Below are 14,636 nucleotides of genomic sequence, written 5' to 3' on the forward strand. Positions count from 1 at the left end.
GTGACCATGACGCAAGACGCTTCGCTCCGCTTCCGCGAGTTCAAGATGCCCGACGTGGGCGAGGGACTCACCGAGGCAGAGATCCTCAAGTGGTACGTCCAGCCGGGCGACGCCGTCACCGACGGCCAGGTCGTGTGCGAGGTCGAGACGGCGAAGGCCGCCGTCGAACTGCCGATCCCGTACGACGGCGTGGTGCACGAGCTGCGCTTCGCCGAGGGCGCCACCGTCGACGTCGGCACGTCGATCATCACGATCGACGTGGCACCGGGCAGCGGTGACGCGGCACCGGCGGAGGCGGCCGCCGTGCCGGCCGCCCAGACCGAGGCGTCGCCTGTGGCCGAGGCCGCGACGGAGGCCGCCGAAGAAGAAAAGCCGAAGGGCCGTCAGCCGGTTCTCGTCGGCTACGGCGTCGCCGAGTCGTCCACCAAGCGCAGGCCGCGCAAGCAGCCCGGCGTTCCCGAGCAGGCCCAGGCGACCGCCGCCGTCCAGGCGGAGATGAACGGCCACGGCGCGCCGACGGCGCCGCGTCCGCTCGCCAAACCCCCGGTGCGCAAGCTCGCCAAGGACCTCGGCATCGACCTGGCGACGGTCACCCCGACCGGCCCCGATGGTGTCATCACCCGTGAGGACGTCCACGCGGCTGCCGCCCCGGCACAGGCTGCCGCGCCCGTCGCGCCCGTCGCCCCCGAGCCGGTCTCTGTGCCACAGCCCGTCGCGGCCGGTGCGCGCGAGACCCGCGTCCCGATCAAGGGCGTACGGAAGGCGACCGCGGCGGCAATGGTCGGCAGTGCGTTCACCGCTCCGCACGTCACGGAGTTCGTGACGCTCGACGTGACGCGCACCATGAAGCTCGTCGAGGAGCTCAAGGCCGACAAGGACATGGCAGGCCTGCGCGTCAATCCGCTCCTGCTGATCGCCAAGGCGTTGCTCGTCGCGATCAAGCGGAACCCGGAGATCAACACGGCCTGGGACGAGGTCAACCAGGAGATCGTCCAGAAGCACTACGTCAACCTGGGCATCGCGGCGGCCACGCCGCGTGGTCTGATCGTGCCGAACATCAAGGACGCGCACGACAAGACCCTGCCGGAGCTGGCCTCGGCGCTGGGCGAACTCGTGGCCACCGCCCGCGAGGGCAGGACCACGCCGGCGGCGATGCAGGGCGGCACGGTGACGATCACCAACGTCGGCGTCTTCGGCGTCGACACCGGCACGCCGATCCTCAACCCCGGCGAGTCCGCGATCCTCGCGGTCGGTGCGATCAAGCTCCAGCCGTGGGTCCACAAGGGCAAGGTCAAGCCGCGCCAGGTCACCACGCTCGCGCTCTCCTTCGACCACCGGCTGGTCGACGGTGAGCTGGGCTCCAAGGTCCTCGCGGACGTCGCGGCGATCCTGGAGAACCCGAAGCGGCTCATCACCTGGGCCTGATGGGCCTGATGTTCCGTTTCACGTGAAACGCCCGACCGGGTCACCCCGGTCGGGCGTTCACGTTCCCGTCAACTCCCGCTCGGTCCGTATCGTCCTGCCGACGGTCGGTGGTTCCACGCCGCTGCGGGCGGTGAGCGCCGCGACGTTGGCCACGCCCGGACTCCGACTGCCGGTTGACCGGTTCTCGGCCACGTCCGCATCGCGGACGCGGCTTTCTGGTTGAACCTTGTTGTATCTATGCTGTGTGCATGCCTGCCGCCGTCGTGAAGCAACCCCCTGCCGCCGAACGCGTCTACACCCACATCAAGCAGGCCGTCCTCGACCGCCGTTACGAGGGCGGGACGCTGCTCACCGAGGGCGAACTGGCCGAAGCCGTGGGAGTGTCACGCACTCCCGTACGGGAAGCGCTGCTCAAGCTCGAGGTCGAAGGGCTCATCAAGCTCTACCCGAAGAAGGGCGCACTGGTCCTCGCCGTCTCCGCACAGGAGATCCGCGATGTGGTCGAGACCCGGCTGCTGGTCGAGGAGTTCGCGGTGCGCAAGGCGGTGCCCGCGTCACCCGCGCTCATCGCGCGCCTGGAGGATCTGCTGGCCGAGCAGCAGCGCCACGCCGACGCCGGTGACCTCGCCGCCTTCGCCGTCAGTGACCGCTGCTTCCACGCCGAGATCGTCAAGCACGCCGGCAACGAGATCCTCTCCAGGCTCTACGACCAGCTCCGCGACCGCCAACTGAGGATGGGCGTCGCCATGATGCAGGCTCTCCCCGACCGTGTCTCGCGCAACCACGAGGAGCACGCCGAGCTCCTGGAGCGGATCAGGTCGGGCGACGCGGAGGGCGCGGCCGCCTGTGTACGCGGCCATCTCGGCCGGGTCGAGGTGCTCGTCCGGGGCGAGGCCCGGTGAGCGCGGCATCCCCGTCCGTGTCCCTGCCCGGTGATCCTCCCGGCGGTCGGCGTGCCGCCGCCGTGTGGGGCATCGGCGTCGCCGTCTACTTCGTCGCCGTCATCTTCCGTACCAGCCTCGGCGTCGCCGGACTCGACGCGGCCGACCGCTTCGGCGTCAACGCCTCCGCCCTGTCCACCTTCTCCATCCTCCAACTGCTGGTCTACGCGGGCATGCAGATACCCGTCGGCCTGATGGTCGACCGGATGGGCACCAAGAAGGTGCTCACCATCGGCGTGGTGCTGTTCACGGTCGGCCAGCTGGGCTTCGCGCTCTCGCCCTCGTACGGAATGGCGCTCGCGTCCCGCGCACTGCTCGGCTGCGGCGACGCGATGACCTTCATCAGCGTCCTGCGGCTCGGCTCCCGCTGGTTCCCCGCGCGGCGCGGACCGCTCATCGGGCAGGTCGCCGCGCTCTTCGGCATGGCCGGCAACCTCGTCTCCACCCTCGTCATCGCCCGGATGCTGCACGGCATGGGCTGGACCGCCACCTTCGCGGGCAGCGCGGTCGCCGGCGTGCTGGTGCTGGTGCTGCTCTCGCTCTTCCTCTCCGACCACCCCGAGGGCCACGAGCCGCCGCCCACGCGGCACGCCGGGCCGGCGTTCGTGCGGAAGCAGATCGCCGATTCGTGGCGTGAGCCCGGTACCCGGCTCGGGATGTGGGTCCATTTCACGACCCAGTTCCCGGGAATGGTGTTCCTGCTGCTGTGGGGCATGCCGTTCCTCGTGGAGGCGCAGGGCCGGTCCCAGGAGGCCGCCGGCGGACTGCTGACGCTGGTGGTGCTGTCCAACATGGTCGTGGGCCTTGTGTACGGGCAGATCATTGCCCGGCACCATGCCGCACGGGTGCCGCTGGCGCTCGGTACGGTCGGCGCCACCGCGACCCTCTGGGCGAGCGCCATTGCCTACCCGGGCGACCACGCCCCGATGTGGCTGCTGATCACACTCTGCGTGGTCCTCGGCGCCTGCGGGCCCGCCTCGATGATCGGCTTCGACTTCGCCCGCCCGGCCAACCCGCCGGGGCGGCAGGGGACGGCGTCAGGGATCGTCAACATGGGCGGCTTCATCGCCTCGATGGCGACGTTGCTGGCGGTGGGGGTTCTGCTGGACGCAACCGGCGGCAACTACCGGATCGCCTTCTCGTCGGTGTTCGTGCTGGAGGCGCTCGGAGTCGCCCAGATCCTGCGGCTGCGCGGGCGCACGGCTCGACGCGAGCGCGAACGCCTGGTGGCCAGCCGGGTGGAGGCGGTGCACGTCCCGGCGTGACGGCCGGCGTGCGGCGTTCGGTCGTGCAGGTCAGTGTCCGGCGGGGCGGCCGGCGTGCGGCGTTCGGTCGTGCGGGTCAGTGTCCGGCGGGGCGGCCGGTCGGGACCGCCCGCTCACCGGCGGTGCATCCGGGCACCGCGTGACGCTCGGCCCCCGGGCCCACGGCCGGCAGCCCCCACCGCGGAGGCGGGCCGGGGGCGAGCGCGACCCGTCCTCGGCTACGGCGTGACCGCGAACGCCCGCAGGATGGCCTCCGCCAGCTCCGTGTCCCCGTCCACCTTGATGCGGTCGGGCACCGCGGCGGCCCGGACACGTCCGCAGGCCAGCCGGTAGTACGTCTCCCAGTCCATGCCGATGGTCACCAGCGGGCCGAGCGAGGGAGAACCGTCGATCGAGCCGCGCCCGTCGGTGTCCACCCGCACGGTCCGAAGGAACTCGACCGGTCCGCCCACATCGAAGACCACGGCCGAATTGGCGGGAGCGCCCGCCTCCTTGGTGACGACCTTCGGCAGACGCTGCAGCAGGACGTCCCGGGTGACGTATGCGCCCGGGGAATCGAGGTTGCCCGGCTTGTTCAGCGCGTACCGCAGGTCCTGCTCGTGCACCCAGGTGTCGAACGCGCGTATCCGGTAGGCGAGTTCGAGCGTCTGCTGGGCGCCGAGCGGCGCACGGACCAGGGTGTCGGGGCTGCGGTTCTCGTTGCGCAGCTGACGGGCCCGACGAATCATCGTGTACTCGAGCTCGGAGGTCATCTCCGGCGCCGTATGGTGGCGGCGCACATCGACCTGCATCTCCATGTAGCGGGCGAACTCGCTCTGCACATGGTAGAGATCACGCGGCAGGGAGTGGATGGGCCGAGGGTCGCCGAGCATCTCGCACTCCAAGCCGATGACGTGCGAGACGATGTCCCGCACCGACCATCCAGGGCACGGCGTGGCACGGTTCCACTCGCCCTCGACCAGCGGCCCGACCAGCTCGGCTATCGCTTCGACGGCGTGGGTCCAGGCATCGGCGTAGTTCTGGAGGCTGGGATGGACGGTCACGGGACCCCTCGGCGGTCGTACGCGGACAAACTGGACTGGCAGCGCTGTGGGGGTCCGGGGGTGGCCCCCGGATGAGCACAGTACGCTGCCCGAAGGCACCCCGGCAGTGCTTTCGTGTGACGATCGTAGGCCCGTATTGACGGCTCGAATGCCAGGACGGTGGTAGTGTGCGCGCTTCCCTCATCCAGATCGCAGTAGACCCGGATGAATCGGTCGATTCCCGTAGGGGGCGTGCGGCCTCGCTGGTGCGCGACCAAGCAGACTCCGACCTGGTGGTCCTTCCCGAGTTGTGGCCCGTCGGAGCCTTCGCCTACCAGCAGTTCGAGCAGGAGGCCGAGCCGCCCGCCGGCCCCACCCATGAGGCCATGGCCGAGGCGGCGAGCGACGCGGGCGTGTGGCTGCACGCGGGCTCCATCGTGGAGAAAGCCGCCGACGGCACCCTCTACAACACCGCCCTCGTCTTCTCCCCCACCGGCGAACTCGCCGCCTCCTACCGCAAGATCCACCGCTTCGGCTTCGACAAGGGCGAGGCCGTGTTGATGGGCGCGGGCGAGGACCTGGTGACGCTGCCCGTCCCGGGAGGGCTCACCCTCGGCCTCGCCACCTGCTACGACCTCCGCTTCCCCGAACTGTTCCGCGGTCTCGTCGACGCCGGCGCACAGGTACTCGTGATCCCCGCGGGCTGGCCCGCCCGCCGTCGGGACCACTGGACCCTGCTGGCCCGGGCCCGCGCCGTCGAGAACCAGGCCTACGTCCTCGCCTGCGGCACCGCCGGCACCCACGCCGGCGTCGAACAGGCCGGCCACAGCATCGTCGTCGACCCCTGGGGCGAGGTCCTCGCCGAGGCCGGCCCGGACGAGGAGGTGCTGACCGTGGACTTGGACCCGTCGAAGGTGGAGAAGACGCGCGAGGTCTTCCCAGCACTCAAGGACCGTCGCCTGGGCCTGCCGGTCCCGCCGGCCCTGCGCTGATGCCGGGCGCGGCCGTGTGGCTCACCCTTCCTCCCGCTCCTTCTCCGCCATCCGGACAACGCACACCGCCACCGCAATCAGCAGTGCCGCGTCCGCGTCCTCCCGCACCACGTCCACGCCGTACGTGTCCCGCAGCGTCAGCCACCGCCGCGAGATGTGCGCCAGAAGCTCACCCTCGTACTCGACGGCGAACTCCCGGTCCAGGATCCGCCCGCTGACGTCCAGTTCGGTGCCCTCGGCGAGCGTGATCCGGTAGTGGTTGCGCAGCAGCGACAGCCGCTTCCTGCGGACCGTGGCGAGCGTCTCCCCGTCCCGTTCGATCGTCATCGCGTCTCGCAGGCCGAACAGCTTCTGGCGCAGAGTGATCAGCACCCGCCCGTCCGGATCCTTGATCTCCAGCGTGTCCCGCAGCCGCAACGCCTTCCCGTCGACGAGGAAGGCGTGCCGGCCGTGTTCGTCCTCGATCCAGTAGTCGTTGCCGATCGCGAAAATCTTGTCCCGCACCAGGTATTTCATGAGCGCACGGGTTCCCGAATGAATTGACCGGTATGCCGGATTAGCCTGGTGGTATGACAGAGGAACTGAAGCACTGGTCCTCGGGGAACTGGCACGTCACAGACGGGAAGGCCGAAGAATTCATTGACCGTTGGACGGAATTCCTGGCGTGGACCAAGGGCGCCAGCGAGGGCTTCGTGAAGGCCCGTCTCATCCGCGACCTGTCCGACCCGAACCACTTCGTTTCCTTCGCGGCGTGGCGGAGCCGTGAGGCGATGTCCTCATGGCAGGACAAGCCCGAGTTCGCGGACCTCCTCGGGAAGTGCCGGGCACTCTGCGACGACATGACGAGCGGGATGTACGAGTCCACGGTTCAGCTCTGACCGCCGCGGCGTCCGCGATGTCCGTGCGGCCCTGGTCGGGCGTTCACGGGCGGATGGCAAGCTTGAACCATGAACGATGCCGCCCCCGCGCCCCGACGTGCCCGTGTCCGTGCCCCCGAGCTGATCGGCAAGGGCGGATGGATCAACACCGGCGGGAAGGACCTGAGACTCGCCGACTTCCGAGGTCGCACATTGATCTTGGATTTCTGGACCTTCTGCTGCATCAACTGCCTCCACGTCCTCGACGAGCTCCGCGAGCTCGAGGAGAAGCACCGCGACACCGTGGTGATCGTCGGCGTGCACTCGCCGAAGTTCGTGCACGAGGCCGAGCACCAGGCCGTCGTCGACGCCGTCGAGCGGTACCAGGTGCACCACCCGGTGCTCGACGACCCCGAGCTCGCCACGTGGAAGCAGTACGCGGTGCGGGCGTGGCCGACGCTCGTCGTCATCGATCCGGAGGGGTACGTCGTCGCCCAGCACGCGGGCGAGGGGCATGCGCACGCCATCGAGAAACTCGTGGAGGAGCTGGAGGCGGAGCATGCGGCCAAGGGGACGCTGCGGCGCGGCGACGGGCCGTACGTGGCGCCGGAGCCGGTCGCCACGGATCTGCGCTTCCCCGGCAAGGCGCTCAGGCTGCCCTCGGGGAACTTCCTCGTCTCCGACTCCACCCGGCATCAGCTGGTCGAGTTGGAGGCGGACGGCGAGAGCGTCGTGCGCCGCATCGGGGACGGGGAGTTCAACGAGCCGCAGGGGCTCGCGCTGCTGCCGGACGGACGTGTCGCCGTCGCCGACACCGTCAACCACGCGATCCGCGCGTACGACCCGGAGACCGGCGCGATCGAACTGCTCGCCGGGACCGGCAAGCAGTGGTGGCAGGGCTCGCCCACCTCGGGGCCGGCGCTGGAGGTCGCGCTCTCCTCGCCGTGGGACGTGGCCTGGTGGGGCGACCGGCTGTGGATCGCGATGGCCGGTGTGCACCAGCTGTGGACGTACGACCCCCGGGCGGGGACCGTCCGGGTCGCGGCGGGCACCACGAACGAGGGGCTGGTCGACGGGCCTGCGACCGAGGCGTGGTTCGCGCAGCCGTCGGGGCTCGCGGCGACCGAGGACCGGCTGTGGATCGCCGACTCCGAGACATCGGCGGTGCGCTGGATCGACCGTGATCTGGTCGTCCACACCGCTGTCGGTACCGGGCTCTTCGACTTCGGGCACCGGGACGGCGAGGCCCGGCAGGCGCTGCTGCAGCACCCGCTGGGCGTGACGGCGCTGCCCGACGGCTCCGTGGCGGTGAGCGACACGTACAACCACGCACTGCGCCGTTTCGATCCGGCCAGCGGTGAGGTGACGACCCTGGCCACGGATCTGCGGGAGCCCAGCGACGCGGTGCTCGACGGCGAGGACATCGTCGTCGTGGAGTCGGCGAGGCACCGGTTGACCCGGCTGCGGCTGCCCGAGGAGGCAGTACGCGTCGAGGCCGTCGCCCACCGCACGCAGCGTGCCGCGACCGACGTGGCGCCGGGCACGCTGAGACTGGATGTCGTCTTCGAGGCTCCGACGGGGCAGAAGCTGGACACCCGCTACGGCCCCTCGACGCGGCTGCTCGTGTCGTCGACGCCGTCGGAGCTGCTGCGCTCCGGCGACGGCGCGGGGACGGACCTGAGCCGTGAGCTGGAGATCGACGCGGCGGTCGGGGAGGGCGTGCTGCACGTCTCCGCGATGGCTGCGTCCTGCGACGACGATCCGGACAACCAGTACCCGGCCTGCCATGTGCACCAGCAGGACTGGGGCGTTCCGGTGCGGGTCACCGACGGCGGCGCGTCCCGGCTGCCGCTGGTGCTGGCGGGGATGGACCGGGAGCGGTAACACCTGGCCGGGCCCTCGCCGGGGTGGTGGGCCAGCGTGCCTCGGCCGCCTCGGCGATGCCCTTCATCAGGTCTTCCCTGTTCATGCACGGCGTTCATGCACGGCTGGATCTCGACATGTGCGCCGAGTTCTTGGAAGAGCGGTTCTCCGACCGTGTCGTGCCGGGTGGCCCGCCGCCGCCCCGGCGTCGACCGCACCGGGGGCGGCGGCATCACTTCCCGCGCCGCCCCGGCGGAGCACCTGCCTGCCGGCCCTCGAGGAATCAGCCCTCGAGGAAGGCGACCAGCGCGTTCGCCAGCAGATACGGGTCGTCGGCGCCGCAGAGTTCGCGGGCGCTGTGCATCGACAGGATCGCGACGCCGATGTCCACGGTGTGGATGCCGTGGCGGGCGGCGGTGATGGGGCCGATGGTGGTGCCGCAGGGCATCGCGTTGTTGGAGACGAAGGTCTGCCACGGCACCCCGGCCTTCTCGCAGGCCGCGGCGAACACTGCCCTGCCGTGGCCGTCGGTGGCGTACCGCTGGTTGACGTTGACCTTGAGGATGGGGCCGCCGTTGGCGCGGGGGTGGTGCGTGGGGTCGTGCCGCTCGCTGTAGTTGGGGTGCACGGCGTGGCCGGTGTCGGAGGAGAGGCAGACGGTGCCGGCGAAGGCGCGGGCCCGGTCCTCGTGGCTGCCGCCGCGGGCGAACACCGAGCGTTCCAGTACGGAGCCGAGCAGCGGGCCGTCGGCGCCCGTGTCCGACTGGGAGCCGTTCTCCTCGTGGTCGAAGGCGGCGAGCACGGGGATGTACGGCAGGTCGGAGGAGGCGGAGACCACTGCCAGCGCGGCCGTACCGGCGTGCACGGAGATGAGGTTGTCCATCCGGGGGCCGGCGACCAGTTCGCGGTCGCGTCCCAGATAGGCGGGCGGCTCGATCGAGTGCGGCATCAGGTCCCAACCGGCGATCTCGCCGTCCGCGAGGCCGGCCTCCTCCTCGAGGAAGCGGATCAGGTCGCCTTCCTCGACGTCGCCGAGTCCCCAGATCGGCTGCATGTGGCGCTGCCGGTCGAGCTTGAGGCCGTCGGTGTTGACGGAGCGGTCGAGGTGGACGGCGAGCTGCGGCACGCGCAGCAGTGCCCGGTCGACGTTCACCAGCCGGTGGGTGCCGTCGCGCAGGGTGAGCCGGCCGGCGAGTCCGAGGTCGCGGTCGAGCCAGGTGTTGAGGAGGGTCCCGCCGTAGACCTCGACGGCGATCTGCCGCCAGCCGTGGGCGCCGGTGTCGGGGAGGGGCTTGACGCGCAGGTTCGGCGAGTCTGTGTGGGCGCCGACGATACGGAAGGGGGTGTGGGGGGAGGCGCCCTCCGGCACGTACCAGGCGATGAGCGCGCCACCGCGCTGCACGTACTTGCCGCCGGCAGTCGCGTCCCAGGCGTCCGTCTCCAGCACCTGTCGGAAACCGGCCTTCTCGAGCCGCTGGGTTGCGGCGGCGACTGCGTGGTACGGCGTGGGTGCGGCCGTGAGGAAGGACATCAGGTCGTCGGTGTGGCCGCGATCGAAGCGGGCAGGTTCGCTGCTCATGAAGTTCACCTTAACGAGGGGGGCGAGTCGCCCGGTTGCCGATCAGTGACACCTGGTCCACGGGGTGTCGGCGGTGGCCGGAAACGGTCCCGTCGTCGGCCGGGCACCGGCCAGGGTACCGAGGGGACGCAAGAGGGCCGCCCTTCCGGACGAGTCCGGAAGGGCGGCCCTGTGTGCAGGCGGGCGACGACTAGAACGCGGCCTCGTCCAGGTCCATCAGCGAGCCGTCGACCGTCTCGGCGAGCGTGCGCTCGACCGAGACGCCCGGCAGGACGTTGGCGGCGAAGAACTTCGCGGCCGCGATCTTGCCCTGGTAGAACGGCACGTCCTTGGCGGAGGCGGTCTCCAGCTTCTCGGCGGCGACGGCCGCGCCGCGCAGCAGCAGGTAGGCGACGACCACGTCACCGGAGGCCATCAGCAGGCGGGTGGTGTTGAGGCCGACCTTGTAGATGTTCGTGACGTCCTCGCCGGTGGCGATGAGGTCGTTCGTCATCGTGCCGACGATCGCCTCGAGGTCCACGGCGGCCTTGGCGAGTGCGTCGCGGGCACCGGCCAGCTCCTCGCCGCCGGTGCCGACCGCGAGGAACTTCTTGATCTCCTCGGAGAGGGCGTTCAGCGCCTGGCCCTGGTCGCGGACGATCTTCCGGAAGAAGTAGTCCTGACCCTGGATGGCGGTGGTGCCCTCGTAGAGGGTGTCGATCTTGGCGTCGCGGATGTACTGCTCGATCGGGTACTCCTGCAGGTAGCCGGAGCCGCCGAAGGTCTGCAGGGACTGGGCCAGCTGCTCGTACGACTTCTCGGAGCCGTAGCCCTTGACGATGGGGAGCAGCAGGTCGTTGAGGGCGACGAGGGCCTTGGCGTCCTCGCCTGCGGCCTCCTTGACGGCGATCTCGTCCTGGATGGAGGCGGTGTAGAGCACCAGGGCGCGCATGCCCTCGGCGTACGCCTTCTGCGTCATCAGGGAGCGGCGCACGTCGGGGTGGTGCGTGATGGTGACCTTGGGGGCGGTCTTGTCCGCGAAGTTCTTCAGGTCCGGGCCCTGGACGCGCTCCTTGGCGTACTCCAGTGCGTTCAGGTAGCCGGTGGAGAGGGTGGCGATGGCCTTCGTGCCGACCATCATTCGGGCGAACTCGATGATCATGAACATCTGGCGGATGCCGTCGTGCTTGTCGCCGATCAGCCAGCCCTTGGCGGGGTGCTGGTCGCCGAAGGTCATCTCGCAGGTGTTGGACGCCTTGAGGCCCATCTTGTGCTCGACGTTCGTCGCGTAGACGCCGTTGCGCTCGCCCAGCTCACCGGTCTCCCAGTCGAAGTGGTACTTGGGCACGAGGAAGAGGGAGAGGCCCTTGGTGCCCGGACCGGCCCCCTCGGGGCGGGCCAGCACGTAGTGGAGGATGTTCTCCTCCATGTCGTGCTCACCCGAGGTGATGAAGCGCTTCACGCCCTCGATGTGCCAGGAGCCGTCCTCCTGCTGGATCGCCTTGGTGCGGCCGGCACCGACGTCCGAGCCGGCGTCCGGCTCGGTGAGGACCATGGTGGAGCCCCAGCGCTTCTCGACGGCTATCTCGGCGATCTTCTTCTGCGCCTCGTTGCCCTCGTCGAAGAGGACGCCGGCGAAGGCCGGGCCGGAGGAGTACATCCAGACGGCAGGGTTCGAGCCGAGCAGCAGCTCCGCGTAGGACCAGATCAGGGAGCGGGGCGAGACGGTGCCGCCGATCTCCTCGGGCAGGCCGAGACGCCAGTACTCGGAGTCCATGAAGGCCTTGTAGCTCTTCTTGAAGCTCTCGGGGACCGGGGCCGTGTTGGTCGCGGGGTCGAAGACCGGCGGGGTGCGGTCGGCGTCGGCGAAGGACTCGGCGAGCTCGTTCTCCGCGAGGCGGGCGATCTCCTCGAGGATCGACTTGGCGGTGTCGACGTCCATCTCCGCGAACGGGCCGGTGCCGTAAAGCTTGTCGCGCCCGAGGACCTCGAAGAGGTTGAACTCGATGTCGCGGAGATTCGACTTGTAGTGCCCCATGGCGACGGCTCCGTAAAGATCGGAAGTTGGATTTCTCATCCACGTACCAGCAAGTAGCTACGATGATGCTACCCGTCGGTAATAAGATGCAAGCCCTCTGGTGGCATCTGTGACTCGTTACTCTTGCGGGCATGTACGGCTACGACCAGACCCCGGGCGCTCAGCAGCAGCAGTACGTGCCCCAGCAGCCCTCCTACGGGGAGCAGCCGCTGTACCCCGAGCCGTCGCCGCCGTCCCTGGCGGACGCGGTGCGGGCCTTCACGACGGGGTCGATGTCGGCCGAGGACTTCCAGCAGATCTTCGCGACGTCCAAGGTCTACTGCCCGCGCGGCGAGAACCCGGGCTTCCTGGCGCTCCACAACACTCAGCAGCCGGTCATCCCGATGTTCACCACGCTCAAGGAGCTGCGCAGATACGCGGGCAAGGAGTCGAAGTACTTCGTGATCACCGGCGCCGAGGTGATCGACCTGCTGCCCACGGGGTACGGATTCGTGCTCGACATGGAGGGGGACCATCGGATGGTCTTCGACGCGAAGGCGGTCGAGCAGATGGTCGACTTCGCGATGCGCCGGATGTACGGCTGAGCGCCGACAGCCGGCAGGCCCTTGTTCTCGCGCCCGGGAGGAATTCCTCCCGGGCGTTCGTCGCTGCAGGTGGCAAGAAGTTCATTGTTCAACTAAACTCGTCGAACAAGGAGGTCCCGCCATGCCCGCAGTGACTGTCGAGAACCCGATCACCCTGCCGCGCGTCGCCGCGCCCGCAGAGGCCGTGCCGCGGGGTCACCTACCTGATCGACGGCACCTTCGTGCACCAGGACAGCAACGGCGGCGGCGGGACCATCCGCAACGGCGACACGCAGTGGATGACAGCAGGCAGCGGTCTGCTGCACATCGAGGCGCCGCCGGAGTCGCTCGTCGTGTCCGGCGGGCTGTTCCACGGGCTGCAGTTGTGGGTGAACCTCCCCGCGAGCGACAAGATGATGAACCCGCGTTACCAGGACATCCGCGGCGGCCATGTGCGGCTGCTGACCTCCCCGGACGGCGGTGCGCTGCTGCGGGTGATCGCCGGTGAGCTGGACGGCCACGAGGGTCCGGGCATCACGCACACGCCGATCACGATGATCCACGCCACTCTGGCGCCGGGTGCCGAGATCACCCTGCCGTGGCGCGAGGACTTCAACGGTCTTGCCTACGTCCTCGCCGGCCGCGGTGCGGTCGGGCAGGAGCTGCGGCCGGTGCGGACGGGGCAGACGGCCGTCTTCGGTGACGGCGGTTCGCTGACCGTCCGGGCGGACGAGGCGCAGGACTCGAACACGCCCGACCTGGAGGTCGTGCTGCTCGGCGGCCGTCCGATCCGTGAACCGATGGCGCACTACGGCCCGTTCGTGATGAACACCCAGGCGGAGCTGAAGGAGGCCTTCGAGGACTTCCAGAAGGGTCTGCTCGGCACCGTCCCCGCGGTCCACGGCATGTGAGCGAGCACGCGCCGACGGATTGACGATCCGTCACCCATGCGGACCGGATGGGCGGGACGGGTGGTGACGGCCGTGGTCGGGTGGGAGCTGTGCCCCCGTCGAAGCCGCTGCTGCCCGAACCCGCGAAGCGCCTCGCCGCCTGGTGCGTCGTCGCGCTTCTGGTGACGGGGGTCGCGGGCGTCGGGGTCTGGCTCGTCGTCAGGTTCCAGACCGCCGTGACGCCCGTGCTCCTCGCACTGCTGGGAACCGCGCTGCTCGGACCGCTGTACCGGCGGCTGGTACTGATGAAGGTGCAGCGGTCCCTGGCCGCCGGGCTGACCTGCGCCGCCGTGGTGGCCGTCGTCGGCGGTGCGATCTACATCATCGTCAACGCGCTGATCGAGACCGGCGACCAGATCATCGCGTCCCTTCGGCAGGCCGCCTCCGACCTGTCCCGGCACTTCGGAGCCGCCGGGACCTCCCTGGACGACCTCGCCTCGAATGCCAGGGGACTGCTCGGCAAGTTCGGCGGAACGGCCGCCTCCGGGGTGATCTCCGGGCTGAGCGTGGTGAGCGAGATGATCGCGATCGCCGTGCTGGCGCTGCTGCTGATCTTCTTCTTCCTGCGGGACTCCGACCGGGCCGTCGGAGCGCTGCGCTCCCTCGCTCCCGGTGACGCCGGTGACCTGGTCGAGGCGATCGGGCGCCGTGCCTTCGGCGGCGTCGAGGGCTTCATGCGCGGCACGACGTTCATCGCGCTGATCGACGCGCTGTGCATCACGGTCGGGCTGCTGATCCTGCGGGTGCCCGGCGCGATCGGGCTCGGGGCGCTCGTCTTCGTCGGCGCGTACATCCCCTACCTCGGGGCGTTCATCTCCGGCGCGGTCGCCGTCCTCGTCGCCCTCGCCGACCGGGGGTTCGTCATCGCGCTGTGGGTGCTCGGAGTGGTGCTGGCCGTGCAGGTGCTCGAGGGGCACGTGCTCCAGCCGATGATCCAGAGCCGTACGGTCCATATGCATCCGGCGGTGGTACTACTGGCGATCACGGCGGGGGCGAGCCTCGCGGGCATCCTCGGGATGCTGCTCGCCGTGCCGGTGACCGCGGCCGCGTTCGGTGTCGTCCGCGAACTGCGCGCCCGCTACGGCCCCGCCGGCACCCCGGGCCGCTCCGGGCCGGCCGGCGCGCCCGACTCGTAGAGGTCGAGCCGGATCACTTGCCCTCG

At 70.0% G+C, this 14,636-nt stretch carries 12 protein-coding genes and 1 pseudogene; 9 read left to right on the forward strand and 4 right to left on the reverse strand.

All coding sequences use genetic code 11. The features are described 5' to 3' along the window. Positions 1 to 6 precede the first annotated feature (6 nt). The 3 genes from IE198_RS25340 to IE198_RS25350 all read left to right on the forward strand — a co-directional run bounded on the left by IE198_RS25340 (position 7) and on the right by IE198_RS25350 (position 3,631). The gene (locus IE198_RS25340) at positions 7 to 1,425 is read left to right on the forward strand and encodes a dihydrolipoamide acetyltransferase family protein (RefSeq protein WP_189890475.1); all 1,419 of its coding nucleotides are present in this window, start codon (positions 7 to 9) and stop codon (positions 1,423 to 1,425) included. 248 nt (positions 1,426 to 1,673) lie between these two features. Further along, complete coding sequence (locus IE198_RS25345; RefSeq protein WP_189890477.1) at positions 1,674 to 2,327, forward strand: GntR family transcriptional regulator; 654 nt, start codon at positions 1,674 to 1,676, stop codon at positions 2,325 to 2,327. Further along, positions 2,324 to 3,631, forward strand: a complete 1,308-nt coding sequence (locus IE198_RS25350) for an MFS transporter (RefSeq protein WP_189890479.1) — start codon at positions 2,324 to 2,326, stop codon at positions 3,629 to 3,631. The genes IE198_RS25345 and IE198_RS25350 overlap by 4 nt, the downstream gene beginning before the upstream one ends. A 218-nt stretch (positions 3,632 to 3,849) precedes the next feature. On the opposite strand, the gene IE198_RS25355 is transcribed toward IE198_RS25350, so the two are convergent. Continuing rightward, a complete protein-coding gene (locus IE198_RS25355) occupies positions 3,850 to 4,674 on the reverse strand; it encodes a maleylpyruvate isomerase family mycothiol-dependent enzyme (RefSeq protein WP_189890481.1) in 825 nt (274 codons plus the stop codon). Between the two features lie 167 nt (positions 4,675 to 4,841). Between IE198_RS25355 and IE198_RS25360 the strand changes: the two genes are divergently transcribed. Further along, on the forward strand, positions 4,842 to 5,645 hold the full coding sequence (locus tag IE198_RS25360) for a carbon-nitrogen family hydrolase (RefSeq protein ID WP_189890483.1): 804 nt from the start codon (positions 4,842 to 4,844) through the stop codon (positions 5,643 to 5,645). 21 nt (positions 5,646 to 5,666) lie between these two features. On the opposite strand, the gene IE198_RS25365 is transcribed toward IE198_RS25360, so the two are convergent. After that, on the reverse strand, positions 5,667 to 6,161 hold the full coding sequence (locus tag IE198_RS25365) for an LURP-one-related/scramblase family protein (protein ID WP_189890485.1): 495 nt from the start codon (positions 6,159 to 6,161) through the stop codon (positions 5,667 to 5,669). Between the two features lie 53 nt (positions 6,162 to 6,214). Between IE198_RS25365 and IE198_RS25370 the strand changes: the two genes are divergently transcribed. Together IE198_RS25370 and IE198_RS25375 are read left to right on the forward strand one after the other, a co-directional pair. Then, positions 6,215 to 6,523, forward strand: coding sequence for an antibiotic biosynthesis monooxygenase family protein (locus tag IE198_RS25370; protein WP_189890487.1), 309 nt, complete (start codon positions 6,215 to 6,217; stop codon positions 6,521 to 6,523). Positions 6,524 to 6,592: 69 nt separating this feature from the next. Beyond that, entirely contained in the window at positions 6,593 to 8,386 is a 1,794-nt protein-coding gene (locus IE198_RS25375; RefSeq protein WP_189890489.1) for an NHL domain-containing thioredoxin family protein, read from the forward strand. A gap of 262 nt (positions 8,387 to 8,648) precedes the next feature. Here IE198_RS25375 and IE198_RS25380 read toward each other — a convergent pair whose 3' ends face one another. After that, positions 8,649 to 9,944 carry a M18 family aminopeptidase gene (locus tag IE198_RS25380; RefSeq protein WP_189890492.1) on the reverse strand — a complete coding sequence of 432 codons (1,296 nt, stop codon included), beginning with the start codon at positions 9,942 to 9,944 and terminating at the stop codon, positions 8,649 to 8,651. 190 nt (positions 9,945 to 10,134) lie between these two features. After that, positions 10,135 to 11,961, reverse strand: a complete 1,827-nt coding sequence (locus tag IE198_RS25385; RefSeq protein ID WP_189890494.1) for an acyl-CoA dehydrogenase — start codon at positions 11,959 to 11,961, stop codon at positions 10,135 to 10,137. A 131-nt stretch (positions 11,962 to 12,092) separates the two neighbouring features. Between IE198_RS25385 and IE198_RS25390 the strand changes: the two genes are divergently transcribed. From IE198_RS25390 to IE198_RS25400, 3 genes and pseudogenes are all read left to right on the forward strand, one after another. Then, a complete protein-coding gene (locus IE198_RS25390; protein WP_100108162.1) occupies positions 12,093 to 12,545 on the forward strand; it encodes an SseB family protein in 453 nt (150 codons plus the stop codon). Positions 12,546 to 12,733: 188 nt separating this feature from the next. Next, positions 12,734 to 13,435: pseudogene (locus IE198_RS25395) on the forward strand (pirin family protein); the annotation flags it as partial. Positions 13,436 to 13,482: 47 nt separating this feature from the next. Continuing rightward, the gene (locus IE198_RS25400; RefSeq protein ID WP_189890496.1) at positions 13,483 to 14,610 is read left to right on the forward strand and encodes an AI-2E family transporter; all 1,128 of its coding nucleotides are present in this window, start codon (positions 13,483 to 13,485) and stop codon (positions 14,608 to 14,610) included. Positions 14,611 to 14,636 lie beyond the last annotated feature (26 nt).

The organism is Streptomyces xantholiticus (assembly GCF_014651015.1).
In the GTDB taxonomy this organism is placed as follows: Bacteria; Actinomycetota; Actinomycetes; order Streptomycetales; family Streptomycetaceae; genus Streptomyces; species Streptomyces xantholiticus.